Raw genomic sequence first — 24581 nt, 5'->3', positions numbered from 1 at the left:
GACGCTAAGGCGTTGCGGCGGTTCAGAATTCTGCACCGCCGCATCCTATGGCGGACGTCAGGGCATGGAAGTCACGAGGCGACCGACTTACCGCGCCCGATGAGAAGAGCCCTGCGATACATTGCGATGCTGGTGGCAGCAGTGGCACTGGCCGCCGCACTCGGCACGCTGGTGCCGCGCCCGCTCTGGCCGGCGGCAGCCGCGGGCGAGGGCACACGGCACATATTGGTGCTGAAGAACGCGATCCACACCGATATCGCCATTCCCATCGATGGCGGCGTCCGCCAGCGCTTCGCCTTCCTTGCCGAGGCCGGATTGCCCACCGACGCACCGGAGGCGCGCTACATCGTCTTCGGCTGGGGCGGCCGGGCCTTCTATCTGGAGACGCCGACCTGGTCTGAGTTGAAGGCCTCGCCGGCGTTCAAGGCGCTGACGCTCGACGTCTCGGTGATGCATGTCGATATCGCCGGAGCCATCAAGGAGCCGCATCCCGACGTCGCCGGCTTCGACATCGACGAAGCGCATTTTGCAGCGCTGCTCGACTATATCGCGGCGAGTTTCCAGCAGGGGCCGAACGGCCCGATGCTGATCGACAATGCCGGCTATTCCACCTTCGACCGGTTTTACGAGGCCAACGGCCATTTCAACGCGCTGGTCGGCTGCAATACCTGGACAGCGGCGGGACTGCGCGTTGCCGGCCTGCGGACAGGGTGGTGGAACCCGTTGCCAGTGTCGCTGTGGTGGTCGATGGGGTTGTATGATTAGACTATCTATCTAGCCCGCTTTGCGGTCGTGCTTCGTCACATATTCCCGCAACGCCTTATTGATCGCGCTCTGATAGCCACGACCGTCTGGCGTGTGCTCTTTGAACCAGGCAACAACATCGGAATCGAGACGCAGGGTCAGCTGCTGCTTGATCGGTTTGAAATACCGATTTCGAACTGCCTTTTGCCAGAACTCTTCCGTCAATTCCGGAATATCGCTGGTATCGACATCCTCCTCCGGTCGCGCCTTCAGACCTGCGATTTCAGCCTTCTGGGCTTCCGTTAGCCGGGGCGGATTTGTCGGATCGAATTTATATCGAACGGTTTTGCTCATAATGTCGTCTTTCCGCTTTCGTCGCCCGTCGTGCCGAAATCAGCCGGACCACTTCTATCCCATCTTCTTCCCGGTCGGCGTGGACAACCAACAATACGAGTGCGCCATCAACCACGCCTGTCGTTTGCCAGCGGTATTCGCCGTTCTCGACTCTGTCCTGTTCCATCAATGCGAAGGGATCGGCGAAAACGCGAACGGCAGTCTCGAAAGTCACTCCGTGTTTGCGCAGATTTGACCTAGCCTTTTCCGCATCCCATTCAAATCGGAGTTCTTCCATATGGTTCAACCACAAAAATGTAACTACAAATAGTCATTAGATCAAGGCGACTTGCCGCGACGTCCTCTACCGCCGAACCACCTTCTGTTCCTCCCACCCGTAAAGCCAGTCGAGATCGGCCGCGAGCTTCTCCGCCGGCCGCGTCGCCAGCACCAGGTTGCGCGCCATCGCCACCGGTCCCCAGGCGTGCCAGGCGAGCCGGTTGAGCGCGCCGCGCTTCAGCACTTTTTCCACGCGCGGCCGCCGGAGATTATCCCAGATGGTCAGGCCCTGCCGCGGGTCACTGGGAAAGTCGGCGACGAGATTGGCGAGCATCGCGGCATCCTCTATCGCCATCGCCGCGCCCTGGGCGGCGAAAGGCGTCATCGCATGCGCGGCGTCGCCGATCAGCGCGACGCCCTCGGGCATCGTCCAGCGCCGTTGCTCGACGGTGTGGATCGGAAACGCCGCCCATGGGCCTGCGAGCCCCACGAGCTTTGCCAGCGCCGGCGCCGTGCCGCGCATGGCGCTGGTGAGGATGGCGGGGTCGGCAAGGCCGGACCAGCCTTCCGCGATGCGCTCGCCCTTGGTGAAGGCGGCAAGGTTGAAGGCGCTGCCCCGGCTGACCGGATAGGCAACCATGTGGAAACCCTGATGCAGGAACGTCGTGACGCAGTCTTGGGCGCCGATTGCCGCAAAGGCCTGGCCTGCTGGGCTGTCGGCCGGAATCGTGGCGCGCCAGGCCAGCTCGCCGGAAAAGCGGCTTTGCGCGAAGCCGGCCGTCTTGCCGGCAAGTTGGGAGCGGACCAAAGACCAGACGCCGTCGGCGCCAACCAAAAGGTCGCCCGGAATTTCCCTGACCTTGCCCTCGATCTCGACCGCCACGGCGATGGTCAGCGGATCGACGGCGATGCCCGTCACCTTTGCGCCGGTGACAAGCTCGATATCGGGCCGCTCCGCCGATGCGGCCATCAGCGCCGCCTGCAAGTCGGCGCGGTGCGCTGTAAGATAAGGCGCGCGCCAACGCTTTTCGCCGGAGGCGCCGAGCGGCACGCGGGCCAGCTCGCGCAGGCTTTTGGCATCCTTCAGCATCACCGCTTCCGGCCGCACGGCATTCGGCAGCAAGCGGTCGAGCACGCCGAGCCGGGCGAGGATACGCGTCGCGTTGGGAGAAAGCTGGATGCCGGCGCCGGCCGCCTCGATCTGCCTTGCCTGCTCGAAGATTTTTACAGGGGTGCTGCGCGCCGAAAAGGCAAGCGCTGCCGTCAGCCCGGCTATGCCGGCCCCGGCGATGATAATTTGCCGGGACCGTTCTTCGCTCATGATCCGGCGATCATCCGCGGATCAGGCGGCCTGATCGATATAGAGGCAGCCCGCCGGCTGCGTTTCCGTCGCCTTCAGCGACGCCGAATAGCGGTAGAGCGTCGAGCAATAGGGGCAGACTTTTTCATTGTCGTCACCCATGTCGAGGAACACATGCGGATGGTCGAAAGGCGGATTGGCGCCGGTGCACATGAATTCCTTGACGCCGATCTCGATGACCGGATGGCCCGCATCGTTCTGGAAATGGGGAATGCTACCGCCTGCCATCGTCGTCTCCAATCGGGTTCGGCCACTGGGTTTGGCCAGCTTGCATCTGGATCATAACAGGTCCGTTTGCAAGATCGATGAAATCAAACTGTCGCAAAAGCCTGTCAGAGGATAAGTTGAGCCGGTTAAGCGCATGAGGCTGGAATCGGAGCGATTCCGTGACGATCATGCGTCATAAAAACATGCTAGAGCGTCCGTTACGGCAACAGGCGGCGCTGCCAAAAGACGGTTGCGGGGCAAGAGCGGGAACCATGAACGAACTGAAGCCTGTGCAGAGCGAGTTCATCACCGTCGAGGCGGCAAGCCCCGATGGCGGCAATCCCGATCGTTTCGTCAACCGCGAGTTTTCCTGGCTGCAGTTCAACCGGCGGGTGCTGGAGGAATCGCTCAACGAGCGTCATCCGCTGCTCGAGCGCGTGCGCTTCCTGTCGATCTCGGCCGCCAATCTCGACGAATTCTTCATGGTCCGCGTCGCCGGCCTCGCCGGCCAGGTGCGCGAAGGAATTACGCTGAAAAGCCCCGACGGCCGTACGCCCGAACAGCAGCTCGAACAGCTGCTGCGCGAGGTCGAGCGCCTGCAGGAAGACCAGCAGAAAAGCCTTTCGGCCCTTACTGTGCTGCTCAACAAGGAAGGCATCGAGAGCATCACCCGCGATGCGCTCACCAAGGACGAGAAGAGCTGGCTGGAAGAGCATTTCCAGGAACAGGTCTTCCCGGTGCTGACCCCGCTGTCGATCGACCCGGCGCATCCGTTCCCGTTCATCCCCAATCTCGGCTTCTCGATCGCGCTGCAATTGCGCCATCGCAAGAATGGCGAGGAGATGAGCGCGCTTCTGCGCCTGCCGGTGGCGTTGCGGCGCTTCATCCGCCTGCCCGACCGCAAGCACCATGTCCGCTTCATCCCGCTGGAGGAGGTGGTCGGCATTCACATCGGCAAGCTGTTCCCGGGCTATGAGGTCAAGGGCTCCGGCACGTTCCGCATCATCCGTGACAGCGATATCGAGGTTGAAGAAGAATCGGAAGACCTGGTGCGCCTGTTCGAGACGGCGCTGAAACGGCGCCGTCGCGGCTCGGTGATCCGCATCGAGTTCGACACGCTGATGCCGGCCCCGCTGCGCGACTTCGTCGCCGGCGAGCTCGGTGTGTCGTCGAGCCGCATCAGCGTGCTCACCGGTCCGCTGGCGCTCAACCAGATCTCCGAGATCGTCGCCATCCCGCGCGACGACCTCAAATTCACGCCCTACAATCCGCGCTTCCCCGAGCGCATCCGCGAGCATGGCGGCGACTGCCTGGCGGCGATCCGCGAGAAGGACATCATCGTCCACCACCCTTACGAATCCTTCGACGTGGTGGTGCAGTTCCTGCGCCAGGCCGCGGCCGATCCGGAAGTGGTGGCGATCAAGCAGACGCTCTACCGCACGTCCAACGACAGCCCGATCGTGCGCGCGCTGATCGACGCGGCCGAGGCCGGCAAGTCGGTGACGGCACTTGTCGAGCTCAAGGCGCGCTTCGACGAGGAGGCCAACATCCGCTGGGCGCGCGACCTCGAACGCGCAGGCGTTCAGGTCGTGTTCGGTTTCCTGGAGTTGAAGACCCACGCCAAGATGTCGCTGGTGGTGCGCCGCGAGGACGGCAAGCTGCGCAATTACGTGCATCTCGGCACCGGCAACTACCACCCGGTCACCGCGCGCATCTACACCGACCTGTCCTTCTTCACCACCGACCCGACGATCGCGCGCGATGTCGCGCAGCTGTTCAACTTCATCACCGGCTATGCCGAGCCCGCCGAGGAGATGCGCATTGCCGTGTCGCCCTTCACGCTGCGCAACCGCATCCTGAAGCACATCGCCGAAGAGGTGGTGCATGCCCGCGAAGGCCATCCGGCGCGCATCTGGATGAAGATGAACGCGCTGGTCGACCCGATCATCATCGACGCGCTGTACGACGCCAGCCGCGCCGGCGTCGAGATCGACCTCGTCGTGCGCGGCATCTGCTGCCTGCGGCCGCAGGTGCCGGGCCTGTCGGAAAACATCCGCGTGAAGTCGATCGTCGGCCGTTTCCTCGAGCACAGCCGCATCTTCTGCTTCGGCAACGGCCACGGCCTGCCGTCGGACGAGGCGATCATCTACATCTCGTCGGCCGACATGATGCCGCGCAATCTCGACCGCCGCGTCGAGACGCTGGTGCCGATCACCAATCCAACTGTGCATGAACAGGTGCTTGGCCAGATCATGCTGGGCAACATCATGGACAATCAGCAAAGTTTCGACGTATTGGCTGACGGCACCTCCCGGCGCGTTGTGCTGGAGGAGGGCGAAGAGCCGTTCAACGCGCAGGAATATTTCATGACCAATCCGAGCCTCTCGGGACGGGGTGACGCGCTGAAATCGCATGCGCCCAGGCGCATCGCCCAGTTCAAGCGCCGCAAGAAGAACGGCGCCGCGTGATTTCTGTTTCCCAGGGCCGGCTCCAGGACCGGCGGCCGCTGTCGATCATCGACATCGGATCGAACTCGATCCGCCTTGTCGTCTATGAGGGGCTGGCGCGCTCGCCGACGCTTTTGTTCAACGAAAAGATGCTGGCCGGCCTTGGCCGCGGCATCGTCTCGACCGGCAAGCTCGACCCCGAGGCGGTGACGCGCTCGATGGAGGAATTCCGCCGTTTCCGCGCGCTGTCGGATCAGGCTGGCGCCGAGCACATGTATGTGCTGGCGACCGCCGCCGCGCGCGAGGCCATCAACGGCCCCGATTTCATCCACCGCGCCGAGGATGTGCTGAAGACCGAGATCCGCGTGCTATCCGGCCGCCAGGAGGCACATTATTCGGCGCTTGGCGTCATCTCGGGCTTCCATCCGGCCAACGGCATTGCCGGCGACCTTGGCGGCGGCAGCCTGGAGCTGATCGACATCAACCGCGAGGCGATCGGCGACGGCATCACGCTGCCGCTCGGCGGCTTGCGCCTGCAGGACATGGCCAAGAACTCGCTCGTCCAGGCGCAGAAGATCGCGCGCCAGGAGCTGGCGCGGGCAAAGCTGCTCAAGGGCGGTCAGGGCAGGGTCTTCTACGCCGTCGGCGGCACGTGGCGAAACCTCGCCAGGCTGCATATGGAAATGAACAATTACCCGCTCGGCGTCATGCATCACTACGAAATTTCGGCCGACAGCGCGATGAACTTTCTCAAGCAAGTGGCCAAAGCCGAGATCGAGAAGGTGCGGGGCATCGAGGGCGTCTCCAAGAACCGCCGCTCGCTGCTGCCTTACGGCGCCGTCGTGCTGCAGGAGATCATGACAGCCATGCAGCCGTCGAAGATCATCGTTTCGGCGCAGGGCGTTCGCGAGGGCTTTCTCTATTCGCTGCTCGACGCCGCCGAACAGAAGGCCGATCCGCTGATCTCCGCCGCCGAGGAACTGGCGCTTTTGCGCTCGCGCTCGGTGCACCATGCGCATGACCTCGTCGAATGGACGGGCAAGGCCTTCAAGGCTTTCGGCATCGACGAGACGGAAGACGAGGCGCGCTACCGCCACGCCGCCTGCCTGCTTGCCGATATCGGCTGGCGCGCGCATCCCGAATATCGCGGCAGGCAGTCGCTCAACATCATTGCACATGCCTCCTTCATCGGTGTCGATCATCCTGGACGCGCCTATCTGGCTTTAGCCAGCGCCTACCGCCATGACGGCATCTTCAACGATGGCATCGCGCCCGAGATCAAGGCGCTGGCGCCGCCGCGCCTGCTCGAACGCGCCCGCCTGCTGGCGGCGATGATGCGCGTCGTCTATCTTTTGACGGCGGCGATGCCGGGCGTCATGCCCAGGCTCAAATGGGAAAGCCGCGGCAATGGCGCGCTGGCGCTGGTGCTGCCGGCTTCGCTCGCCGATCTCTACGGCGAGCGGCCGGCCGGCCGGCTGGCGCAGCTCGCCCGTATCAGCAACCGCCGCCTGATGCTGGCGGTGGAAGGCGGGCCGAGCGTTTCGGTGAAGTAGCTATTCAGGCGCGGCGCCCGTCGATCGACCAGGCGCCGGCGCCGGCCATGCCATGCGCCAGGAAGCCGCCGGCAATGGCAATGTCCTTCATCAGCATCTGCTGGTGCAGGAACGACAGCGTCGCGTCGTCGCCCTGGTGGTAGTGGCCGATGAAGCCGGCGGCGATGCAGAAGGCAGCCAGAAGCAGCGCCACGATCGGCGTCTGGAAACCGACCAGGATCAGCGATCCAGCGATCGTTTCGAACAGGCCTGTGCCCCACGCGGCTAAAGTGGGTAAGGGCAGGCCGAGGCCGGCGAAATAACTGCTCGTGCCGGCTATGTCGCTGAGCGCTTGAAAGCCCGACGGCACGAAGAGCGCGGCGAGCAGCAGTCGTGCGACGAGAAGCAATGCATTGCGGGCCATGGCCACCTCCGTTACCGGTGTAGTCTATGCCTGCAACGAAAAAGCGGCGCGGAAAATTCCGCGCCGCTTTCATTCAGAGCTTGGTAGGCAAGCAATTCCAGGAAAAGTGAAACGGTCAGGTTCGGCGACTCCGCCGTAACCATCCGTCCGGAATTGCTTCCAACCGTCAGCCGCGCTTGGCGTCGATCGAATAGGCGCCGGCGCCGGAAGTGGCGAGCAGCAGGAAGCCGCCGGTGATGGCGACGTTCTTCAGAAAATGGATCATCTGGTTCTGGTCGGCCCAACCGGTGTGGGCGACAAGCGCCGTGGCGATGGTGAAGACGGCGAGCACCCAGGCGGCGATACGGGTCTGGAAACCGAGCAGGACGGCAAGGCCGCCGAGCAGCTCGATCAGGCCGACGATGACGGCCGTCGCGGTCGGCGCCGGCAGGCCCATCGCGCCGAAATAGGCGGCGGTGCCGGAAATGGCGGTGAGCTTGCCGAAGCCGGAAAGCAGGAAGATGACGGCGAGCAGAACGCGGCCGAGGAGAATGGTGAGCGAGCTGTTGGACGTGGTGCCGGCGGCGGCGGAAGAGCTGATGGACATGGCGGTGAATCTCCGAACGGGTTGAATGTCCGGTCAGATAGACGATCAGGACTGTTCACCAAAGTCGCTTATGTGGTGACACATTGTTCACAGGAAAGATGTTTCCGAGATCGTCCGGCGCGCGCGAAAATCATGTCGGCAGATAAGGCTGAGGGAGTAAATTCTGCTGCCGCAAAACGGCCGGACTATCGGGAGCTGGGGTAACGATCGCAGACTTCGGAGATTTGCCGAACCGCCGTTCGCTTCGTCATCCACGGGCGAAGCAAGGAGCGGAGCGACGCGGCGCAGACCCGAGGATCCATTCCGTGAGTCAAAAGCGGCCGCCGCGGTGGAGATTCTGCTCCGCTGCGCCATTCGCCCGAGGTAACGGCATGGATTCCAGGGTCTCCGCGACGGAACTTCGCTCCTGCTTCGCCCTGGAATGGCGACCTCGCGAGGGTTTCGCCTCGCGTCGCAGCGCTTACCCCGGATGCGTCATGTCCGCGGGCCGCACCAGCCGGTCGTAATCGGTCTCGCTGACCAGCCCGGTGGCGAGAGCCTCCTCTCGCAGCGTGGTGCCGTTCTTGTGCGCGGTCTTGGCGATCTTGGCGGCGTTGTCGTAGCCGATGGTCGGCGCAAGTGCCGTCACCAGCATCAGCGAGCGGTTCAATGATTCACGTATATTATCTTCCCGCGCCTCGATGCCGACGACGCAATTGTCGGTGAAGGAGACCGAAGCGTCGGCAAGCAGCTGCACCGACTGCAGGAAGTTATAGGCCATCAGCGGGTTGTAGACGTTGAGCTCGAAATGGCCCTGGCTGCCGGCGAAGGTCAGCGCCGCATTGTTGCCGAACACCTGCACGCAGACCTGCGTCATCGCCTCGCACTGGGTCGGGTTGACCTTGCCCGGCATGATCGAGGATCCAGGCTCGTTCTCTGGCAGCGACAACTCGCCGAGCCCGGAGCGCGGACCGGAGCCGAGGAAGCGGATGTCGTTGGCCACCTTGAACAGCGCCGCCGCAGCCGCGTTGATCGCGCCATGCGAAAACACCATGGAATCGTGCGCGGCCAGCGCCTCGAACTTGTTCGGCGCGGTGACGAAGGAAATGCCGGTGATCGAGGCGATGCGGTCGGCCACCTTCTCGGCGAAGCCGACCGGCGCGTTGAGGCCGGTGCCGACCGCGGTGCCCCCTGCGCCAGCTCCTGCAGGCCGGGCAGCGTCTGCTCGATGCGCTTGATCGACGAGGCGACCTGCGCGGCATAGCCCGAAAATTCCTGGCCGAGCGTCAGCGGCGTGGCGTCCTGCGTGTGCGTGCGGCCGATCTTGATGATGTGGTTGAAGGCCTGGCTCTTGGCCACCAGCGCCTTGTGCAGATGGTGCAGCGCCGGGATGAGGTGGTGCACGACCTGCTCGGCGCAGGCGATGTGCATGGCCGTCGGATAGGTGTCGTTCGACGACTGGCTCATATTGACGTGGTCGTTCGGGTGCACCGGCTTCTTCGAGCCCATGACGCCGCCGAGCATTTCGATCGCCCGGTTGGAGATCACCTCGTTGGCGTTCATGTTGGACTGCGTGCCCGAGCCCGTCTGCCACACGACCAGCGGGAAATGGTCGTTGAGCTTGCCCTCGATGACCTCCTGGGCGGCATCGACGATCGCCTTGCCGACGGCCGGATCGAGCCGCTTCATCTCCATGTTCACTTCGGCCGCCGCGCGCTTGACGATGCCGAGCGCGCGCACGATGGAGGCCGGCTGTTTTTCCCAGCCGATCTTGAAATTGGCCAGCGAGCGCTGCGCCTGCGCGCCCCAGTAACGGTCGGCGGCGACCTCGATGGGACCGAATGTATCGGTTTCGGTTCTGGTCTTTTGAGCGCTCACGGCTGGTCTCCGGTCTGTCGATTTGGGCAAGGGCGTATCGCGTTGCACAAAACGCATCAAGCGGAGATTGCGGGCTGCACGGATGCAAATCGGTTGAAGGAACGCACCTCGCTCCCCGTGGCGCAAACGTGTGCGGCCGGGGTCAAGCCGCAGGCCTATCGGGGGCCGGCTAGGCGCCGGCGATGGTTGGCCGGTGCATGGCGAGCCGTGCTCTGACAAAATCCTTCACCTGGCGCACCGCCTGCTCGCGCGTGACGCTGCCCGGCTGCAAACCGAGCCTGAGCCACAGCCCGTCTATCAGCGCTGTGACGCCGAGCGCAATCTCGTCGGCATCCGCCGGCGAGGCAAGGCCATGCAGGCCCGACAACAGGTTCGAGCGCATGCGCGCGTGAAGTACCTTCTGGATGCGTGCCAGCTTCGCGTCGCGCGGCACCTCCGCGCACAGCGACAACCATGCGTGGCAGAGCGGCGGCAGGAACAGGTGCTCCTCGAAATTGCCCTCAATCACGGCATCGAGCCGCTCCATCGGCGTTCGCGCCTGGCGAAGCCGGGCGACGACCGCGTCGCGCAGCACGGCATTCGCCTCACGCATCGCGTGCTCGAACAGTTCCTGCTTGTTGCGAAAATAGTGCAGCACGATGCCTTTCGAGGCGCCGGCCTGGGCCGCCACCTTCTCCAGCGTAGCGCCGGCAATGCCCTCGCGCTCCAGCACCGAAAAGGCTGCTTGCCGCAACTCCTTGCGGCGTATGTCGCTGAGACGGGTGAGCTTCACCGGATCGATCCATGCATGGCGAATCCACGTTGACATTTTCGCCCGCCCAGATCAAATGATTGACCAATGGGACAATAACATGACCAAATGGTCAATATGAGGAGAACCAATATGCTGCGAGTGCTTGCGAATGGAGTTTGTCTGGCTGCGCTGATGCTGGCCTGTCAGGTGGCCCGGGCGGCCGAGGCGGAAGAGTGCAAAGCGGTCCGCATGGCCGAGCCTGGCTGGAACGACCTCGCTTTCACCACGGGTGTGGCCAAGGTCCTGCTCCAGGCGCTCGGCTATGAGCCGCAGAGCGAGGTGCTTGGCATCAACGTCATCTACGAGGGCATGAAGAACCGGGATCTCGATCTTTTCCTGGGCTACTGGGACCCGGCGATGGTCACTTACTACGAGCCCTATAAGAAGGACGGCTCGGTGGAGAATGTGCGGGTCAATCTGGTCGGCGCCAAATACACCTTCGCCGTGCCGACCTATGTCTGGGAAGCCGGCGTCAAGGACCTGTCGGACCTGCACAAATTCGCCGACAAGTTCAGCAAGAAGATGTACGGCATCGAGCCCGGTTCCAACCAATTGATGATGGATGCCATCGCTGACCCCAAATTCGGCCTCGACGGCTGGCAGGTGGTCGAGTCGAGCGAGGCCGGCATGCTCTCGGAGGTCGGCTACGAGATCAAGGAAAAGCAGTTCATCGTCTTCCAGGGCTGGGCGCCGCATCCGATGAACACGATGTACGATTTCAAGTACCTGACCGGCGGCGACAAGTTCTTCGGTCCGAATTTCGGCGCCGCCACCGTGACGACGCAGGTGCGCAAGGGGTTCCTGCAGGAATGCCCGAACGTGGCGCAGTTCCTGAAGAACCTCGCCTTCGACATCGACATGGAGAATGTCGGTATGGGGTACCTCATCAATGACGGCATGAAGCCGGAGGACGGAGCATTGAAGTCGATCACCTTGCACAAGGACCGGCTCGACGCCTGGCTTGCCGGCGTCACCACCTTCGACGGCAAGCCCGGCCTTGCCGCGGTCAAGGAAAAGCTCGGACTGTGAGGCCGCCGGAATTGCATCCGGCCGGGCAGGACAGTCACGCGGCCGAGCAGGATGCCTGGGCGGGTCGCAAAGAGGTCGTCAATGTTGGCGGCCTTGACCTTGCCTATGTCGAGGTCGCCGGTTCGGAGCCGCCGCTTCTGCTCGTCCACGGCTTCACCGACACCAGCCGCAGTTTTTCGCTGCTGGCGCCGCATCTTTCCGGCCGCCGGCTGATCATGCCGGATCTGCGTGGTCACGGGGATTCGCAAGCGGGTAAGGGCTGCGGCGTCGCCGACTTTGCCGAGGACATCGCGGGGCTGATCCGGCGCCTGCGGCTCAACCGGCCGATAATTGTCGGCCATTCGCTAGGCGCCATGGTGTCGATCGCATTGGCCGCGCGGCATCCGGACTTGATCGGCGGTCTGGTGGTCCTGGCCGGGACACTGATGCCGGATTTTCCGCCGGACCATTCTCTCGTCGCCGGTGTCGGCGCCCTTCGCGATCCAATCTCGCCTGCCGATCCATTCTACGAGTGGTGGCATGCCTGCGATCCCGGCGTGCCGCAGGCCTTCCTTGCCGGCCTGGCAAAGGATGCTTCGGGCATGCCGGCGACCCGCTGGCGTGCCATCCTGGAAGAAATCCGCCGCACGAACCTCACCGACGCGGCGCGCGCCGTGCGGTCCAGGACGCTGATCATCGCCGGCGGGCGCGATCCGCTTTTCGGCGCGGCGCACCAGCAGGCCTTGGCTCAGACACTGCCTTCGGCGAAGCTCCTGTGGGCGCAGGATTGCGGCCACAATCCGCACTGGGAAGACCCGGCCTTTGTCGCGTCGGCGATAGCCGGCATGTTGGCCGACAGGTGACTACCTCAACAGCGATCGTGCCGTAGGCGTCAGGCGCAACGTCTCGGCCGGCTTTGCAAAGTCGGCTTGCATAGTCCGGCGAAGCGCCTGCCACGCCGGCGCGGCGGCGATGGTCTGATCTCTTGCGTCGGCGCCATCATCATCCAGCCCCATGACGGCGACGAAGACATTCTCGCTGGCGCGCACCGGGAGGCGTGGGAAGGTGTTTTCGGCATGTTCCGTCACGAAAGCGCCAAGCAGCCGGGCACCATCTGCCGCGAGCCGCGGCAACGCCTCGCGCTGAAAACGCTCGACAAAGCCGGCCTCGGTTCCGGGGCGCAAATGATGAATCGAAATCTCAACAAACCCGGGCAGGGCACTCTCATTGCTCGCTTTTCCAGGCGCGGCTGTCGCCGGCCGCTGCAGTCCCGTCAGGTTGAAGCCGGCGTCCGCCCAGGCCGGCCGCAACAACAGCACGTCGTCGGAATCGATCATCGTGGCGTTGGCGGCATCCTTATGAGCCGCCCAGGCCGGCCCGTCATAGAAGGCGGTCAGCGCCTCTTTCCGCGCCGCCATGGTCTCGAAGCCGCGCAACCAGACGAACATGTCGGGACGGTCAAGGTCGCGGAACTGGCCGATGACGGTCATGCCGGCCGCTTCCTGCGTTTCGACGAACTCGCGATCGAACAGTGCGATCAGCGTTTCGCGCTGGTGCGGCTTCAACGTGTATTGCCGCAACTCCACGACAGGCGAGGCAAGGCGAAAGGCTTGGTTCATGGCTGGGATCTCAAAACAGAGTGATCGTCCTGTTTATAAACAGACCGGTTGTCCTGTTTTGTCAATCTGATATCGTCATCGGATGTCAGCAGAGATTCCAAAAAACGCACCAACGACCCCGAAGGCATGCGCCGCCGCGTGCTCGACGTGGCCGAGGAATCCTTTCAGGCGCGCGGCTATCACGCGTCGAGCCTTGGCGACCTGATGGCGGCGGCCGGGGTCACCGGCGGCGCGCTGCACCACCATTTTCCGACCAAGAAGGCGCTTGCGCTGGCGGTGATCGCCGAGCGGGTGGCGGGCGCGATTCGACAAACCTGGATCGAACCGCTCCGGGCGGCGCCTTCAGCGCGCGAAGGCGTGCGCGCGGTCTTCGAGGCTGTCGCGGCTGAGCTCGAGCGGCAAGGCTATGTGCGCGGCTGCCCCCTCAACAACCTCGCCCACGAATTGTCGCTCGCCGGCGATGAGTTCCGTGTCGCGCTGGCGGACGTCTTCGCCGAATGGCGGCAAGCGATCGCCGACAAGGTGCTTGACGATCAACGGGGCGGCGGGGAGGACGGGACGGACCCCGACCGGTTCGCGGCGCTGACGGTGGCCACTTATTCCGGCGCCATGTCGATGGCTAAGACGTCGCAGGATGCGAGGGTGCTGCGGGAGTGCTTGAGGGGACTCCTCCCTTCGCCATCATAGCATTCGAATGACGACCCGCTCAATCCTGCCAAGAGGAAAGCTAGAGTTCTTTTGCTCGCAAGGGAACAATCACGTCGGGATTCTGTTGTCGGCGATCAGCCCAATTGCCCCATATTATTTCAACCTTCATTGACTGGCCGCGAACAATCGTCTCCACCACATCGCCAACCACCGGAGCATCGGCATCAATCAAAATGCCGCCCTTGGGGAGAGTGCGCTCAGTAATTATTTCGCCGGTTTTCAGAAGAATTCTCTTGATCCGATAGGGCATGACTCTCCCCTGAGTCCTTTGAAGTCGTGCCGAGGCCAAGTGTTTTGGACCCTACAAAACTGCCTCACTGTGCCAGCGGCTTGATCGTCTCGAACCCGACTTCGCTCTGCGCGCTGGTGCCTTCATCGTACCGGCGCGCGAGCACCGCCTGCAGTTCAGGCGAATAAAGCGCGGTGAAGGCATCGATGACGTTGCCGGTATCGCCGGTGATCGTCTCGTCCACCGCCAGCACATTGTATTTGCAGTCGCCCAGGCTGTAGCTCTCCTTGCCCTTGACCGACAGCGCCAGCGTTTCGGTGCCCTTCGGCGCCGTCTTCGTCGACAGCCGCACGAACTCGATCTTGCTCTTGGCGCCGGCCTTCAGCGGAAACAATTTCTTGATGTCGCCGAGCGGGATCATCGACAGCCTGCCGGTGTCGCTGTCGCGGAACACCTCGATCAGCCCGGCATAGAGATATTGCAGTTGCGGCGAGTCCGACTGGTATTTGTTGGCGACCGCGATCATGCCGCCGGGCGCTGGCTGGAACTCGCTGCGGATGCCTGGTTTTTCCAGCACGAAGCCGGCCTTGGCCGATTTCGCATCGACGCAGTCGGCGGCCTGCGCGGCGACTGCGAAAGTCAGCATGGTCAGCGCCATTGCGGTGGTAACGGATTTCATGCCTTCCTCCGTGGATGCACGCGGAAAGGAATGACAGACCGCCGCCATGCTGTCGACCAAGAGCTTTTCACACCTTCGCGCGTGAAAAGTCTCCAGAGCTTTTCATGCCCTTGCATGAAACGTCTCCAAGGCAATAATCGGGTAAGCCGCCAAGCTGGACGAAGCGATGCCGAGTATGTTCAATCGCTAGCGATGAAACGCCCTTCTGTCACCTCACGCCGCACCTTCCTTGCCCGCATGGGAGCACTTGCCGCCGCCAGCGCCATGCCGAGCGCCGGCTTTGCCCAGACCGGAAAGCGTATCCAGCCGATCGGCGCCACCTTCCTCTTCATCGCCGACATCCACGCCTGCCGCATGGCGAGCGGGCTCAGCCCCCATTGCCTGCAGGAGGGCAAGACCGACGCCGCACTTTTGCGCAATGTCGCGGCGCTGAATGCCATCGCCGACAAGGAGTGGCCGGCCGAGATCAACGGGCTCGCCACAGGTCTCAATTCGGCTGGCAGCCGCATCGGCGTGCCGCTTGGCCTCGTCACCGGCGGCGACATCACCGACGATGGCGGCGGCCAGGTCACCGAACCCAGCGAAGGCACGCAGCTTCTGCAGTTTTCCCAGCGCTACAGCCAGGGCGTCGGGCCGGACCGTGTCCACATGCCGGTCTATGTCGGGCTCGGCAATCACGACCTCGACCAGAACGGCTCGCGGCCGCATGTCGACTGGTACCGCCGCGAACTGCGCGACTATGTCCAGATCAACCATCGCCCTGGCGTGTTCTTCAAGCCGCCGGTGCCGGCGACCGACTATGACGTCGACACCGATTGCTATTCCTGGGATTGGGGCGGCCTGCACCTGGTGCAGACGCATCGCTTCGCCGGCGACATCGGCCACGGCGCGCCGAGCAGCCTGCCTTGGCTGAAGCAGGACCTCGCCACCTATGCCGGCGACGGCCGGCCGGTGATCATCTTCCAGCATTATGGCTGGGATACTTTTTCGATAGAGCGCTGGGATCCGGCCAGGCGCACCTATGACGACGACGGTTCCGGCGCGCCGCATTGGTGGGGAGAGGCCGACCGCCAGGCGCTGCTTGCCGCGCTGAAGGGCTACAACGTCATTGCCATCTTCCATGGCCACCAGCACGAGGTGCCACTGATCTATCGGCGTGACGGGCTCGACATCATCAAGCCGAAGGCCGCCTATATGGGCGGCTTCGCGCTGGCCAAGGTGACCAACGACACGATGGATGTCGTGCTCGGCGAGGCGGCCGGCGATCATGGCGAAATCGTCTTCACCAACGCTTTCACAAAACAGCTCCAGACGTGAAAAAAAGGCCGCCTCGCGGCAGCCTTCTCCCAAAACCTTACTCGCCCATGGCGGGCGCAGGGATCAGAGCGCTTTGCGAACCTTGTCCTTCACGTCGCCATAGGCCTTCTGCACTTTGCCGGCGATCTTGTCGGCCGTGCCTTCCGCCTCGGTCCGCCTGTTGCCGGTCGCCTTGCCGGCGGCCTGCTTGACCGAGCCCTTGACCTGCTTGACCATCCCGGCAACCTGATCCTTGTTCACCATCCGCGCATCTCCTGGGGGTTCATGTCGCGGGAGGCAAACGGAACTGGCTGGATTAAGTTCCCTGCGCCACAATCATCGTCGCCTTGGTCGCGGATATGGTCGCCTCAATGCTTTGCCGCCATCCTATCGAGTGACCACTGTGGTGAAGATTTTTGGGGAGACAGTTTTGGCCGAATTCACGCTCATCATCGCCAACAAATGCTTTTCGTCCTGGTCGCTCAGGCCATGGGTGGCGATGAAGCATCTGGAAATCCCGTTCGAGGAGGGCTTTGTGCGCCTGCGCACGCCCGAGACCTTTGCCAACCTCGCCAAAGTGTCGCCGACCGGCCTTGTGCCCGTCCTGAATCACAAGCCGGTCCAGGGAGGGAGCAGGATCGTCTGGGAAACCCTTGCCATCCTTGAATATCTGGCCGACCTGTTTCCGGAGAAAAAGCTTTGGCCGGATGATCGCGGCGCTCGTCAACTGGCGCGCTCGGTGGCGACCGAAATGCATTCCGGTTTCCGCGAGCTGCGCTATGGCTGGCCGATGAACCTGCGCCGGCCGAAATCGTACAAGCCGCTCGACGCCGAAGGTGATTTGCAGCGGGCGCGGATCGAAGCGATCTGGCGCCAGTGCCGCGAGCAATATGGTCAAGGCGGTCCGTTCCTGTTCGGCCATTTCACCGCGGCCGATGCCATGTATGCGCCGGTCGTCACCCGCTTCGACACCTATGGCGGTGAGTTGGCGCCGATCACCCGGGCCTATGTCGATGCCGTTCTGGCAACGCCGGCGATGCGGCATTGGTATGCCGAGGCAGCGAAAGAGCCGTGGCCGGAGCCTGAGCCTGATGAGTAACCTTGCCACAAGGCTGGGCTTCCAGAAAGGTTCGCCCGGCCTATCTGAGGGAGTGGGCCGGGCATCTGGAGACGATCCGTCATGACATCCTCTAATTCCCCTCTCATGGGCAAGGTCGCGCTCGTCACCGGCGCCTCGTCGGGCATCGGTGAAGCGGCAGCAGTGGCACTTGCCGCCGCTGGCGCCAAGGTGGCGGTCGCCGCCCGCCGCGCCGATCGCCTCAACGTGTTGGCGGGCCGCATCGAGACGGCCGGCAGCAAAGCGCTCGCCATTGAAGCTGATGTTGCCAGGGGCGGCGACGTTATCGCCATGGTCGACAAGGTTATCTCCGAATGGGGCCGGCTCGATGTTCTCGTCAACAATGCCGGCGTCATGCTGCTGTCGCCCGCGGCCGAAGCCGACCTCGACGATTGGCGCCGCATGATCGAGCTCAATCTGATTGGCCTGATGGCCACCACCAAGGCAGCGCTGCCGCACCTCAAGGCCGCCAAAGGCCATGTCGTCAATGTGTCTTCGGTTGCTGGCCGCGTCGCCAATCCCGGTGCCAGCGCCTACGCGGCAACCAAATTTGGCGTCGTTGCGTTCTCGGAATCGCTGCGTCGCGAGGTCTATGTCGACAAGGTGCGCGTCACCGTCATCGAACCCGGCCTGGTGCGCACCGAGCTCGGCGACCACATCACAAATGCTGCTTCGAAGGCCGGTCTCGACCAGCGCCTCGCCACCATGGAAGCGCTGACCGCCGAGGATATTGCGAACGCCATCCTCTACGCCGTCAGCCAGCCGCCGCACGTCAACGTCAACGAAATCCTGATACGCCCGACCGACCAGGAACGCTGAGCAACGGTGCAAAGCTAGAGCAATTCCAGGAAAAGTGTGAGCGGTTAAGTTCGGCGACTTCGCCGTAACCCTCCGCCCGGAATTGCGTTAAAACAAAGGCTTAGAACGTTTCACCGTTTCCGTGAAACGGTGAAACGCTCTAGCGGCCCGGCTCGGGCCACAGCGCCTCCAGCATCTCCGGCAACAGCTCGTCGAGCAGGTGCTGAGACTTCGCCTCAGGCGCAAGCTTCGAAAACTTGCCGCTGAGCGCCAGATGGGCAAAGCCGTGCACGGCTGACCATGCCGCAAGCATCATGGCGCTCGCCCGCGCGTCCAACTCCGCGTCCTCGGGCCGCCCAAGTAAGGCCTGTGTCGTTCTGGCGATCGGACCCTTGGCCAGTTCGGAAGCAGCCGCCAGCCTCGCGTCGTCGGGCAGCAGAAGGTCATAGCGAAACATCAGCTGGAAGCGGCCGGGATAGGCAAGGGCAAAGCGCACATAGCCAACACCTTGCCGTTTCAGCCGCGCGGTCGGGCTCTCGGCTGGGCCCTCGATGGCGAGATGGCGGGCGAGTTCCTCGAAGCCGAGAATGGCGACCTCGGTCAGCAGCCCGGCTGAGCTGCCGAAATGGTGCGCCGGGGCTGCCGGCGACACATGCGCGCGCCGTGCCGCGCCGCGCAGCGTAAACCCTTCGAGGCCGCGCTCGGCCAGGATGGCGTCCGTCGCCTGGATCAGGGCGTCGCGAAGATCGCCGTGATGATAGGCTTCTTTTTCAGTTTCCTCGGCCATTCCGCCTTTCCCATGCCCCAATCTTTACATTGTATAGATTCCAGGTTAGCATGTCACTTAACACTGTTAAGATACTGGCGAAAAACCTATGGCAGCTTTCCGAGACGCTGACGGATGTCAACTTCGATCTGGACAAAAGGGCAAGACCATGAGCTGCGCCATCTCGCAATTCGCGACATCCGACGCTCTGCATTTCTTCCGCGCCTGGATATCCAACCCGCTGCGGGTCGCCTCGATCACGCCGTCGAGCCCGGCATTGGCCAGGCTGATGGTCGCCGCCATCGGTCCGCATACCGGGCCGGTGATCGAGCTTGGCCCAGGCACCGGCGTTTTCACCCGCGCGCTGCTCGGCCAGGGTGTCGCCGAAGCGGATCTGGTCCTGGTCGAAAAGGGCGCCGAATTCGCCGACGTGCTGGCGGGCCGCTTTCCCCGCGCGAGCCTGCTCTGCATCGACGCCGCCGAGATCGGCGCGGCGACCTTGCCTTTCGCGGTTCCGGTCGGCGCCGTGGTCAGCGGCCTGCCGCTGCTCTCCATGCCTGTCGCCAAAGTGGCCGCAATCCTTGCCGGCTCGTTCGTGCATATGCGCGAGGACGGCGCTCTCTACCAGTTCACCTACGGACCGCGTTGCCCGGTGCCGACGGCGATCCTGGAAGGGCTCGGGCTGAAGGCGGAACGCGTTGGCCGAACTTTGAGGAACATTCCGCCGGCCGCGGTCTATCGCATCGGTCGCCTCTCGGTCCGCCCGGCGGCAATGGCATTGCCAAATCCGTCCAACGCAAAGCCGGTACCGGCCGGCTGAGCGGCACGGTCCGGCGCTGCACTCGCCATTGGCGGAGCGGAACGTTAAGCGGCCGACATCTTCGACGCGTTGACGGCGCAGCGTCCTTATCGCGCCGCGATGCCGGTGGCCAGAGCCTTCGAGATCATGGCTGGCGATGCCGGCACGGCAATCGATCCGGCCTGTTTCGAGGCGCTGCGGCGCGTTGTTCTGCAACTGGATCGGATGTAGGCCTGAGCGCATGGCGCTTGCCACTCATCGTCAGGCCTTTGACATCGCGTCGGAATGTCCTTAGAGGAGGGTCGTCGATATTTGTTTGACCGGCTTCTGTTATCCGCGACTCAGAGCGCGCCTTTGACGAACCTCCCGCTTCAAAAATCGAGACAGACGACGTTGTGCATCCGCATGACGGCGAGCGAATATTTGCCAATGGAAAGGGTTCGTCATGAGCACCGGCACAGTTAAATGGTTCAACGCCACCAAGGGTTTTGGTTTCATTCAGCCTGACGACGGCTCGGCCGACGTTTTCGTCCACATCTCGGCCGTGGAGCGCTCCGGCATGCGCGACCTCGCCGAAGGCCAGAAGCTCGGCTACGAGATGGTCCGCGACAAGAAGTCGGGCAAGATGTCCGCCGACCAGTTGAAGGCGGTCTAAACAGGAATTCTGCCCTCCCGGTGACCACGGATGTACTGGCACCGGTGAATGGCGAATTCTGGCGTGCCGGACCGTGGGTCTCCACGGCATGACGCGCCAATACGAAGCGCCGTTGCGTATCCAGTTGGGTGCGCGGCGCTTTTAGGAGGTCAGGCGGTGCCTGGCCTTTTTCATTTTGTGCTGTTGCCGCCGAAAGTGCGCCGCACACTGGCCGGAACGTGCTAAGGGACGCTCCAGCAATTTGAATCCGCCGCCATATTGCTTTGCGCATGGTCCTGACCGAAGAAGCCGGTCTTGCCTGCCGGCACCAGGCTCCTGACAGGAGAAAGATTTTGACCACTCATTCGAAGACACCCGCCGATCCGGCGGTGTCGCTGTTCAGCAAGACCAAGACCCAGTCCATGTCGCTCAACCGCATCATCTCGGAACGCGATGCCGTCAGCGACGCGCGTGAAGCCAAGACGGCACGCCTGCGCGAACTGCGCCTGGAAAAGGAAGCCAGCGACTTGGCTGCTGCGGCCGCGCTCGCGGCTCTGCCGAAACGAGCCGGAAAACGCTGATGGCCACCAAACGTGTGCCGGCGACGCCGATCGCCGCCGACGCGACCATCGCCGACATGGTCGAGATGCTCGACAAGCCGATCGAATATGTTCGCCGCGTCCTGGAAAAGCTCGAGCGCTGCAAGCGCGCGCATGGCGACGCCCAGGTGCGCGTCGGCGTGCGCGGCCGCGCCGAAGCCCCGAACTATCTGATCGAATATGCGCGCGAGGACGCCAAGACCCGTCAGCGCGTCACCTACCAGGATGCCGCCTATAGCGGCAGCACGCATCGCGAGCTGGCCCCGCACCACATCGCGGAAGCCAGGAACTGGTCGCCCGAGGAAATGAACATCACGGCGGTTTCGGCGCTGATCGGCCGCCTGCGCAAACCGAATGCGCCATCATCGCGCTTTTCCGACGAGGACTGACATGGCCATCAAATTTTCCGCCAAGGACCAGCCGGCAACGCCGTCCGCCGCCGCGAAACCGGTCAAGCCGGTTGCCGCGCCGAAGGCCGGCGCGCCGGCCGAAGCCGCGACCGATCTGTTCAAGTCGCCGGCTGAAGCGCCGCCGCGCAAGGCAGGCAAGAAGAAATAGCACCTTGCCGCGGGACACCGGTCGCACCGCCCTCGGGTCCGGACCGTTCGGCCTGGCTGACCCGGCCGTTTTGCCTGCGCGCGAGGGTGTCGAGGCGGCCGCCGTCTTCGACTGCCAGAGTTGCGGCGCCTGTTGCGCCTACGCGGCGGACTGGCCGCGCTTTTCGACCGAGGAGGATGCCGAGCTCGACTGCATCCCCGAAGCGCTGGTCGCCACGGATTTGTCCGGCATGCGTTTCGAAGGTGGCCGCTGCGCCGCCCTGCGCGGCGAAGTCGGCAAGCACACCGCCTGCGGCATCTACGAAGCGCGCCCGCATGTCTGCCGCGCCTGCATGCCGGGCGACCCCGAGTGCCTGATGGCGCGGGCGGCGCATGGGCTGGTGGTGGAGCTGCCAATCTCCCCCTGTGGGGAGATGCCCGGCAGGGCAGAGGGGGCGCTGTCCCGCCAGCATCTCAGTCGATTTTCGCTTCGAACCGATATCCTGCTTCGAAAGATCAACCAGACTGACAGGCGCGGCGTTCCTTCGCGCCCCCTCTGGCCTGCCGGCCATCTCCCCCACAAGGGGGAGATCACGCTTGCCGTCGCCCACACCTCCCGATACCTTCGCCGTCGGGCAGGGCCGTGGAGGAACCATCCGTGAGCATCGAATTCCTGTTGACGTCGCTGATAATCGTGGCTTCGCCTGGCACCGGCGTTCTCTACACGCTGAGCGCCGGCCTCTCGCGCGGCGCGCGGGCCTCGGTCATCGCGGCTTTTGCCTGCACGCTTGGCATCATCCCGCACATGGCGGCGGCCATCACCGGCCTTGCCGCGGTGCTGCACACCAGCGCCGTCGCCTTCGAGACGCTCAAATATCTCGGTGTCGCCTATCTGCTCTACATGGCGTGGAACACGCTGAAGGAGAAGGGTGGCTTGAGCATCGACGAGGATGCCGCGCCGCGCTCGACCGCCAGGACCATCACCACCGGCATCCTGGTCAACGTCCTCAATCCAAAGCTCTCGATCTTCTTCTTTGCCTTCCTGCCGCAATTCGTCAGCACCACCGAGCCGCATGCTTTTGCCAGGATGCTCGAGCTCTCAGGCGTCTTCATGCTGATGACCTTTGTCGTCTTCGCCTTCTACGGCGTGTTCGCCGCCTCGGTCCGCAGCCACATCGTGTCGCGGCCCAAAGTGCTGACATGGATGCGGCGCAGCTTCGCCGCCGCCTTCGTCATGCTCGGCGCGAAGCTGGCGCTGGCGGATCGATGACCGGGCAAATCAACCTTTAACATAGCCCATCGCCTCGACGATCCGGCCGTCCGCGACCCGCATCAGGTTGACGCCGCGCACGGAACTGCCGTTGGCCATCCAGAAGCGCCAGCGGATGGTCGCGCGGTCGCCGGCGACGAAGGTTTCTTCGAGGTCGAAGCGCGTGCCCGGTCCGGTGGCGATCGCCGACCACAATTCGACGCAAGCTGCCTTGCCGGCGCGGCGCGCGCCGTCGGGCGCGGGCGTGGTGTTCTCGATCACGCAGCCGTCGGCAACAAGATCGGCAAGCGCGGACGGGTCGTGGCGCTGAAACACGTCGTTGTAGCGCCGCATGATCTCGGCCGTCTCGGCGGAGCGCGCGGCAGCGGTGCTGTCGATGATCAGTTCCATGGGATTGCCCTTTCCGTTTCAATCGTAGAGAGGTCGGGCCAGCGCCGCCTTGAGCGTGATGCTGGCGACACCGGCCAGCGCCCGCGAGACAAAGCAAGCCGACTTGGCCTGTTGCGCCAGCCGCTCGAAATCCTCGGCCGTAATGCCTGCGATGCTGGCCTCCGTCTCCAGTTCGATGCGGGTGATCGTCGGTCCGGCCGCGGTCGCGCCGAGATGCGCTTTGGCGACGGTGCGGATGCTGCCCGGCGTATGGCCTTCGCTGCCGAGGATGGCGCTCAGCGCCATCGAGAAGCAGCCGGCATGGGCGGCAGCGATCAATTCTTCCGGATTGGTGCCGGGACCGGTCTCGAAGCGGGACGGGAACGAGTAGGCGCCTTCGAAGGCGCCGCTGCCCAGCCGCAGACGGCCGGATCCTTCCTTGAGTGTGCCGTGCCATTCGGCCGAAGCATTGCGTATTGTCATTGGATATCTCCCGATTTGTTCTCAGGCGCCATCGACGACGATTTTCCCGAACACGTCGCCTTGCTGGAAATAGCGGTAGGCCTCGCGCGCCTCGGCGAACGGAAAGACCCTGTCGATGACCGGCTTCAGCTGGTGCTTGTCGACCGCGGCCAGCATCGCCTCCAGCCCGTTGCGGTTGCCGACGAAGACGCGGCTGATCGTAGCGAGGCTGCGCTGATAGACAGCGCCCGGGATCTCGATCGAATTGCCCTTGGGATCCTGCACGGTGAGCACAATGATGCGGCCGTAAAGCGAGCTTGCGATCAGTGACTGCGCGAAGGTCTGCGGACCGCCGGTCTCGACAGTGAGATCGATGCCGCCGGTAGCCTCGCGCAACGTCATGCCCCATTCCGGGGTCTCGGCGGCAGCAATCACGATGTCGGCGCCAAGTGCGCGCAGCCGTTCGGTCTTTTCGGCGCGCGAGGTAATGGCGGCGACGCGGCAGCCGAGCATCTTGGCAAACTGCAGCGCAAACAGCGCCACGCCGCCCGAGCCTATCGTCAGAACCCATTGTCCTGGCTGCGGAACCTCTGCTCCAGTCAACGCGCTCCAGGCGGTCAGCCCGGCGCAGGTGAAAGTCGCGGCCTCGTGCCAGGACAGATGCCCGGGCAATCGCGCCGCCCATTGCTCGTCGAGCAGCGCGTATTCGGCAAGCATCCCGTCCAGCGTGCAGCCGAGCTGGTCGATAATGCCCGGATGAAGCCGCCCGTCGATCCAGCGCGCGAAATAGCTGCCGGTGACGCGGTCGCCGACCGCAAAGCGGGTGACGCCGTCACCGACCGCCACCACCTCGCCGGCGCCGTCACTGAGCGGAACGATGCCTGCGCGCGGCGGCAGCGGGTAGGCGCCCTTGAGGATCATCGTATCGCGACGGTTGAGCGAGGTGGCGTGCACCCGCACCAGGATTTGATGCGGTCCTGGCTGTGGCGTCGCCTCGTCGCGCCTCATCAGATTCTCGATTTCGCCGAAGCCCTCAAGTCGGTAGCTCTGCATTTGTCGCTCCCATAATATGTAGACCGATCTGCATATTATGTAGACCGATTGTCATATTTCGGGCAAGGCCTATAATG

30 protein-coding genes and 3 pseudogenes are annotated in these 24581 nt (G+C 63.7%); 17 read left to right on the top strand and 16 right to left on the bottom strand.

The window, feature by feature from the left end:
* Positions 1 to 99 precede the first annotated feature (99 nt).
* On the top strand, positions 100 to 765 hold the full coding sequence (locus tag ACVDG8_RS03465; RefSeq protein ID WP_447253441.1) for a TIGR02117 family protein: 666 nt from the start codon (positions 100 to 102) through the stop codon (positions 763 to 765).
* 9 nt (positions 766 to 774) lie between these two features.
* On the opposite strand, the gene ACVDG8_RS03460 is transcribed toward ACVDG8_RS03465, so the two are convergent.
* The 4 genes from ACVDG8_RS03460 to ACVDG8_RS03445 all read right to left on the bottom strand — a co-directional run bounded on the left by ACVDG8_RS03460 (position 775) and on the right by ACVDG8_RS03445 (position 2944).
* On the bottom strand, positions 775 to 1098 hold the full coding sequence (locus ACVDG8_RS03460) for a BrnA antitoxin family protein (protein WP_447253440.1): 324 nt from the start codon (positions 1096 to 1098) through the stop codon (positions 775 to 777).
* Entirely contained in the window at positions 1076 to 1375 is a 300-nt protein-coding gene (locus ACVDG8_RS03455) for a BrnT family toxin (protein ID WP_447253439.1), read from the bottom strand. Before ACVDG8_RS03455 ends, ACVDG8_RS03460 begins: the two co-directional genes overlap by 23 nt.
* 66 nt (positions 1376 to 1441) lie before the next feature.
* Entirely contained in the window at positions 1442 to 2677 is a 1236-nt protein-coding gene (locus tag ACVDG8_RS03450) for an FAD-dependent monooxygenase (RefSeq protein WP_447253438.1), read from the bottom strand.
* Between the two features lie 21 nt (positions 2678 to 2698).
* Complete coding sequence (locus tag ACVDG8_RS03445) at positions 2699 to 2944, bottom strand: zinc-finger domain-containing protein (protein WP_447253437.1); 246 nt, start codon at positions 2942 to 2944, stop codon at positions 2699 to 2701.
* Positions 2945 to 3195: 251 nt separating this feature from the next.
* Between ACVDG8_RS03445 and ACVDG8_RS03440 the strand changes: the two genes are divergently transcribed.
* Together ACVDG8_RS03440 and ppx are read left to right on the top strand one after the other, a co-directional pair.
* Complete coding sequence (locus tag ACVDG8_RS03440; protein ID WP_447253436.1) at positions 3196 to 5391, top strand: RNA degradosome polyphosphate kinase; 2196 nt, start codon at positions 3196 to 3198, stop codon at positions 5389 to 5391.
* Positions 5388 to 6923, top strand: coding sequence for an exopolyphosphatase (gene ppx, locus ACVDG8_RS03435; RefSeq protein WP_447253435.1), 1536 nt, complete (start codon positions 5388 to 5390; stop codon positions 6921 to 6923). The genes ACVDG8_RS03440 and ppx overlap by 4 nt, the downstream gene beginning before the upstream one ends.
* A gap of 4 nt (positions 6924 to 6927) precedes the next feature.
* Here ppx and ACVDG8_RS03430 read toward each other — a convergent pair whose 3' ends face one another.
* The 4 genes and pseudogenes from ACVDG8_RS03430 to betI all read right to left on the bottom strand — a co-directional run bounded on the left by ACVDG8_RS03430 (position 6928) and on the right by betI (position 10577).
* Positions 6928 to 7326, bottom strand: coding sequence for a DoxX family protein (locus ACVDG8_RS03430; protein ID WP_447253434.1), 399 nt, complete (start codon positions 7324 to 7326; stop codon positions 6928 to 6930).
* 166 nt (positions 7327 to 7492) lie between these two features.
* On the bottom strand, positions 7493 to 7912 hold the full coding sequence (locus ACVDG8_RS03425; RefSeq protein ID WP_447253433.1) for a DoxX family protein: 420 nt from the start codon (positions 7910 to 7912) through the stop codon (positions 7493 to 7495).
* Between the two features lie 460 nt (positions 7913 to 8372).
* Positions 8373 to 9769: pseudogene (gene fumC / locus ACVDG8_RS03420) on the bottom strand (class II fumarate hydratase).
* A 169-nt stretch (positions 9770 to 9938) separates the two neighbouring features.
* On the bottom strand, positions 9939 to 10577 hold the full coding sequence (gene betI, locus ACVDG8_RS03415; RefSeq protein WP_447253431.1) for a choline-binding transcriptional repressor BetI: 639 nt from the start codon (positions 10575 to 10577) through the stop codon (positions 9939 to 9941).
* A 75-nt stretch (positions 10578 to 10652) separates the two neighbouring features.
* Between betI and choX the strand changes: the two genes are divergently transcribed.
* Positions 10653 to 11591: a choline ABC transporter substrate-binding protein gene (gene choX / locus ACVDG8_RS03410; RefSeq protein WP_447253430.1), complete on the top strand. Its 939-nt coding sequence runs from the start codon at positions 10653 to 10655 to the stop codon at positions 11589 to 11591.
* Positions 11588 to 12433, top strand: a complete 846-nt coding sequence (locus tag ACVDG8_RS03405; protein WP_447253429.1) for an alpha/beta fold hydrolase — start codon at positions 11588 to 11590, stop codon at positions 12431 to 12433. The genes choX and ACVDG8_RS03405 overlap by 4 nt, the downstream gene beginning before the upstream one ends.
* Here the strand turns inward: ACVDG8_RS03405 and ACVDG8_RS03400 are convergent, their stop codons facing one another.
* Positions 12434 to 13189 (bottom strand): NIPSNAP family protein, encoded by a 756-nt coding sequence (locus ACVDG8_RS03400; RefSeq protein WP_447253428.1) that lies wholly within the window; start codon positions 13187 to 13189, stop codon positions 12434 to 12436.
* A 126-nt stretch (positions 13190 to 13315) separates the two neighbouring features.
* Between ACVDG8_RS03400 and ACVDG8_RS03395 the strand changes: the two genes are divergently transcribed.
* Positions 13316 to 13876 carry an LmrA/YxaF family transcription factor gene (locus ACVDG8_RS03395; protein WP_455707812.1) on the top strand — a complete coding sequence of 187 codons (561 nt, stop codon included), beginning with the start codon at positions 13316 to 13318 and terminating at the stop codon, positions 13874 to 13876.
* Positions 13877 to 13916: 40 nt separating this feature from the next.
* Here ACVDG8_RS03395 and ACVDG8_RS03390 read toward each other — a convergent pair whose 3' ends face one another.
* Together ACVDG8_RS03390 and ACVDG8_RS03385 are read right to left on the bottom strand one after the other, a co-directional pair.
* Positions 13917 to 14147, bottom strand: a complete 231-nt coding sequence (locus tag ACVDG8_RS03390; protein WP_447253426.1) for a hypothetical protein — start codon at positions 14145 to 14147, stop codon at positions 13917 to 13919.
* Positions 14148 to 14211: 64 nt separating this feature from the next.
* Positions 14212 to 14805, bottom strand: coding sequence for a hypothetical protein (locus tag ACVDG8_RS03385; protein ID WP_447253425.1), 594 nt, complete (start codon positions 14803 to 14805; stop codon positions 14212 to 14214).
* Between the two features lie 192 nt (positions 14806 to 14997).
* Here ACVDG8_RS03385 and ACVDG8_RS03380 point away from each other — a divergent pair, with 192 nt between their 5' ends.
* The gene (locus ACVDG8_RS03380) at positions 14998 to 16122 is read left to right on the top strand and encodes a metallophosphoesterase (RefSeq protein ID WP_447253424.1); all 1125 of its coding nucleotides are present in this window, start codon (positions 14998 to 15000) and stop codon (positions 16120 to 16122) included.
* Between the two features lie 63 nt (positions 16123 to 16185).
* On the opposite strand, the gene ACVDG8_RS03375 is transcribed toward ACVDG8_RS03380, so the two are convergent.
* Positions 16186 to 16365 (bottom strand): CsbD family protein, encoded by a 180-nt coding sequence (locus ACVDG8_RS03375; protein WP_447253423.1) that lies wholly within the window; start codon positions 16363 to 16365, stop codon positions 16186 to 16188.
* A 166-nt stretch (positions 16366 to 16531) separates the two neighbouring features.
* Here ACVDG8_RS03375 and ACVDG8_RS03370 point away from each other — a divergent pair, with 166 nt between their 5' ends.
* Together ACVDG8_RS03370 and ACVDG8_RS03365 are read left to right on the top strand one after the other, a co-directional pair.
* Entirely contained in the window at positions 16532 to 17200 is a 669-nt protein-coding gene (locus ACVDG8_RS03370; protein ID WP_447253422.1) for a glutathione S-transferase family protein, read from the top strand.
* Positions 17201 to 17281: 81 nt separating this feature from the next.
* The gene (locus ACVDG8_RS03365) at positions 17282 to 18037 is read left to right on the top strand and encodes an SDR family NAD(P)-dependent oxidoreductase (protein ID WP_447253421.1); all 756 of its coding nucleotides are present in this window, start codon (positions 17282 to 17284) and stop codon (positions 18035 to 18037) included.
* 139 nt (positions 18038 to 18176) lie between these two features.
* On the opposite strand, the gene ACVDG8_RS03360 is transcribed toward ACVDG8_RS03365, so the two are convergent.
* On the bottom strand, positions 18177 to 18803 hold the full coding sequence (locus ACVDG8_RS03360) for a TetR/AcrR family transcriptional regulator (protein ID WP_447253420.1): 627 nt from the start codon (positions 18801 to 18803) through the stop codon (positions 18177 to 18179).
* Between the two features lie 148 nt (positions 18804 to 18951).
* Between ACVDG8_RS03360 and ACVDG8_RS03355 the strand changes: the two genes are divergently transcribed.
* The 8 genes and pseudogenes from ACVDG8_RS03355 to ACVDG8_RS03320 all read left to right on the top strand — a co-directional run bounded on the left by ACVDG8_RS03355 (position 18952) and on the right by ACVDG8_RS03320 (position 22620).
* On the top strand, positions 18952 to 19602 hold the full coding sequence (locus ACVDG8_RS03355) for a class I SAM-dependent methyltransferase (RefSeq protein WP_447253419.1): 651 nt from the start codon (positions 18952 to 18954) through the stop codon (positions 19600 to 19602).
* A gap of 51 nt (positions 19603 to 19653) precedes the next feature.
* A pseudogene (locus ACVDG8_RS03350) lies at positions 19654 to 19812 on the top strand (HD domain-containing phosphohydrolase); the annotation flags it as partial.
* Between the two features lie 214 nt (positions 19813 to 20026).
* Positions 20027 to 20236 (top strand): cold-shock protein, encoded by a 210-nt coding sequence (locus ACVDG8_RS03345; protein WP_371009901.1) that lies wholly within the window; start codon positions 20027 to 20029, stop codon positions 20234 to 20236.
* Positions 20237 to 20568: 332 nt separating this feature from the next.
* A complete protein-coding gene (locus tag ACVDG8_RS03340; RefSeq protein WP_447253418.1) occupies positions 20569 to 20796 on the top strand; it encodes a hypothetical protein in 228 nt (75 codons plus the stop codon).
* Entirely contained in the window at positions 20796 to 21203 is a 408-nt protein-coding gene (locus ACVDG8_RS03335) for a hypothetical protein (protein ID WP_447253417.1), read from the top strand. Before ACVDG8_RS03340 ends, ACVDG8_RS03335 begins: the two co-directional genes overlap by 1 nt.
* Before the next feature lies 1 nt (position 21204).
* Positions 21205 to 21372 (top strand): hypothetical protein, encoded by a 168-nt coding sequence (locus tag ACVDG8_RS03330; protein ID WP_447253416.1) that lies wholly within the window; start codon positions 21205 to 21207, stop codon positions 21370 to 21372.
* Between the two features lie 52 nt (positions 21373 to 21424).
* A pseudogene (locus tag ACVDG8_RS03325) lies at positions 21425 to 21757 on the top strand (YkgJ family cysteine cluster protein); the annotation flags it as partial.
* A gap of 251 nt (positions 21758 to 22008) precedes the next feature.
* On the top strand, positions 22009 to 22620 hold the full coding sequence (locus ACVDG8_RS03320; protein WP_447253415.1) for a LysE family translocator: 612 nt from the start codon (positions 22009 to 22011) through the stop codon (positions 22618 to 22620).
* A 9-nt stretch (positions 22621 to 22629) separates the two neighbouring features.
* Here the strand turns inward: ACVDG8_RS03320 and ACVDG8_RS03315 are convergent, their stop codons facing one another.
* From ACVDG8_RS03315 to ACVDG8_RS03305, 3 genes are read right to left on the bottom strand one after another with little or no spacing between them, the layout of a single operon-like run.
* The gene (locus tag ACVDG8_RS03315; RefSeq protein ID WP_447253414.1) at positions 22630 to 23010 is read right to left on the bottom strand and encodes a nuclear transport factor 2 family protein; all 381 of its coding nucleotides are present in this window, start codon (positions 23008 to 23010) and stop codon (positions 22630 to 22632) included.
* An 18-nt stretch (positions 23011 to 23028) separates the two neighbouring features.
* Complete coding sequence (locus tag ACVDG8_RS03310; protein ID WP_447253413.1) at positions 23029 to 23472, bottom strand: OsmC family protein; 444 nt, start codon at positions 23470 to 23472, stop codon at positions 23029 to 23031.
* 21 nt (positions 23473 to 23493) lie between these two features.
* A complete protein-coding gene (locus ACVDG8_RS03305) occupies positions 23494 to 24504 on the bottom strand; it encodes a zinc-dependent alcohol dehydrogenase family protein (RefSeq protein WP_447253412.1) in 1011 nt (336 codons plus the stop codon).
* Positions 24505 to 24581 lie beyond the last annotated feature (77 nt).

This window comes from Mesorhizobium sp. ORM8.1 (assembly GCF_053005525.2).
The sequence above is the reverse complement of the archived record's forward strand: the minus strand, read 5'-3'. Positions and strand labels throughout refer to the sequence as shown.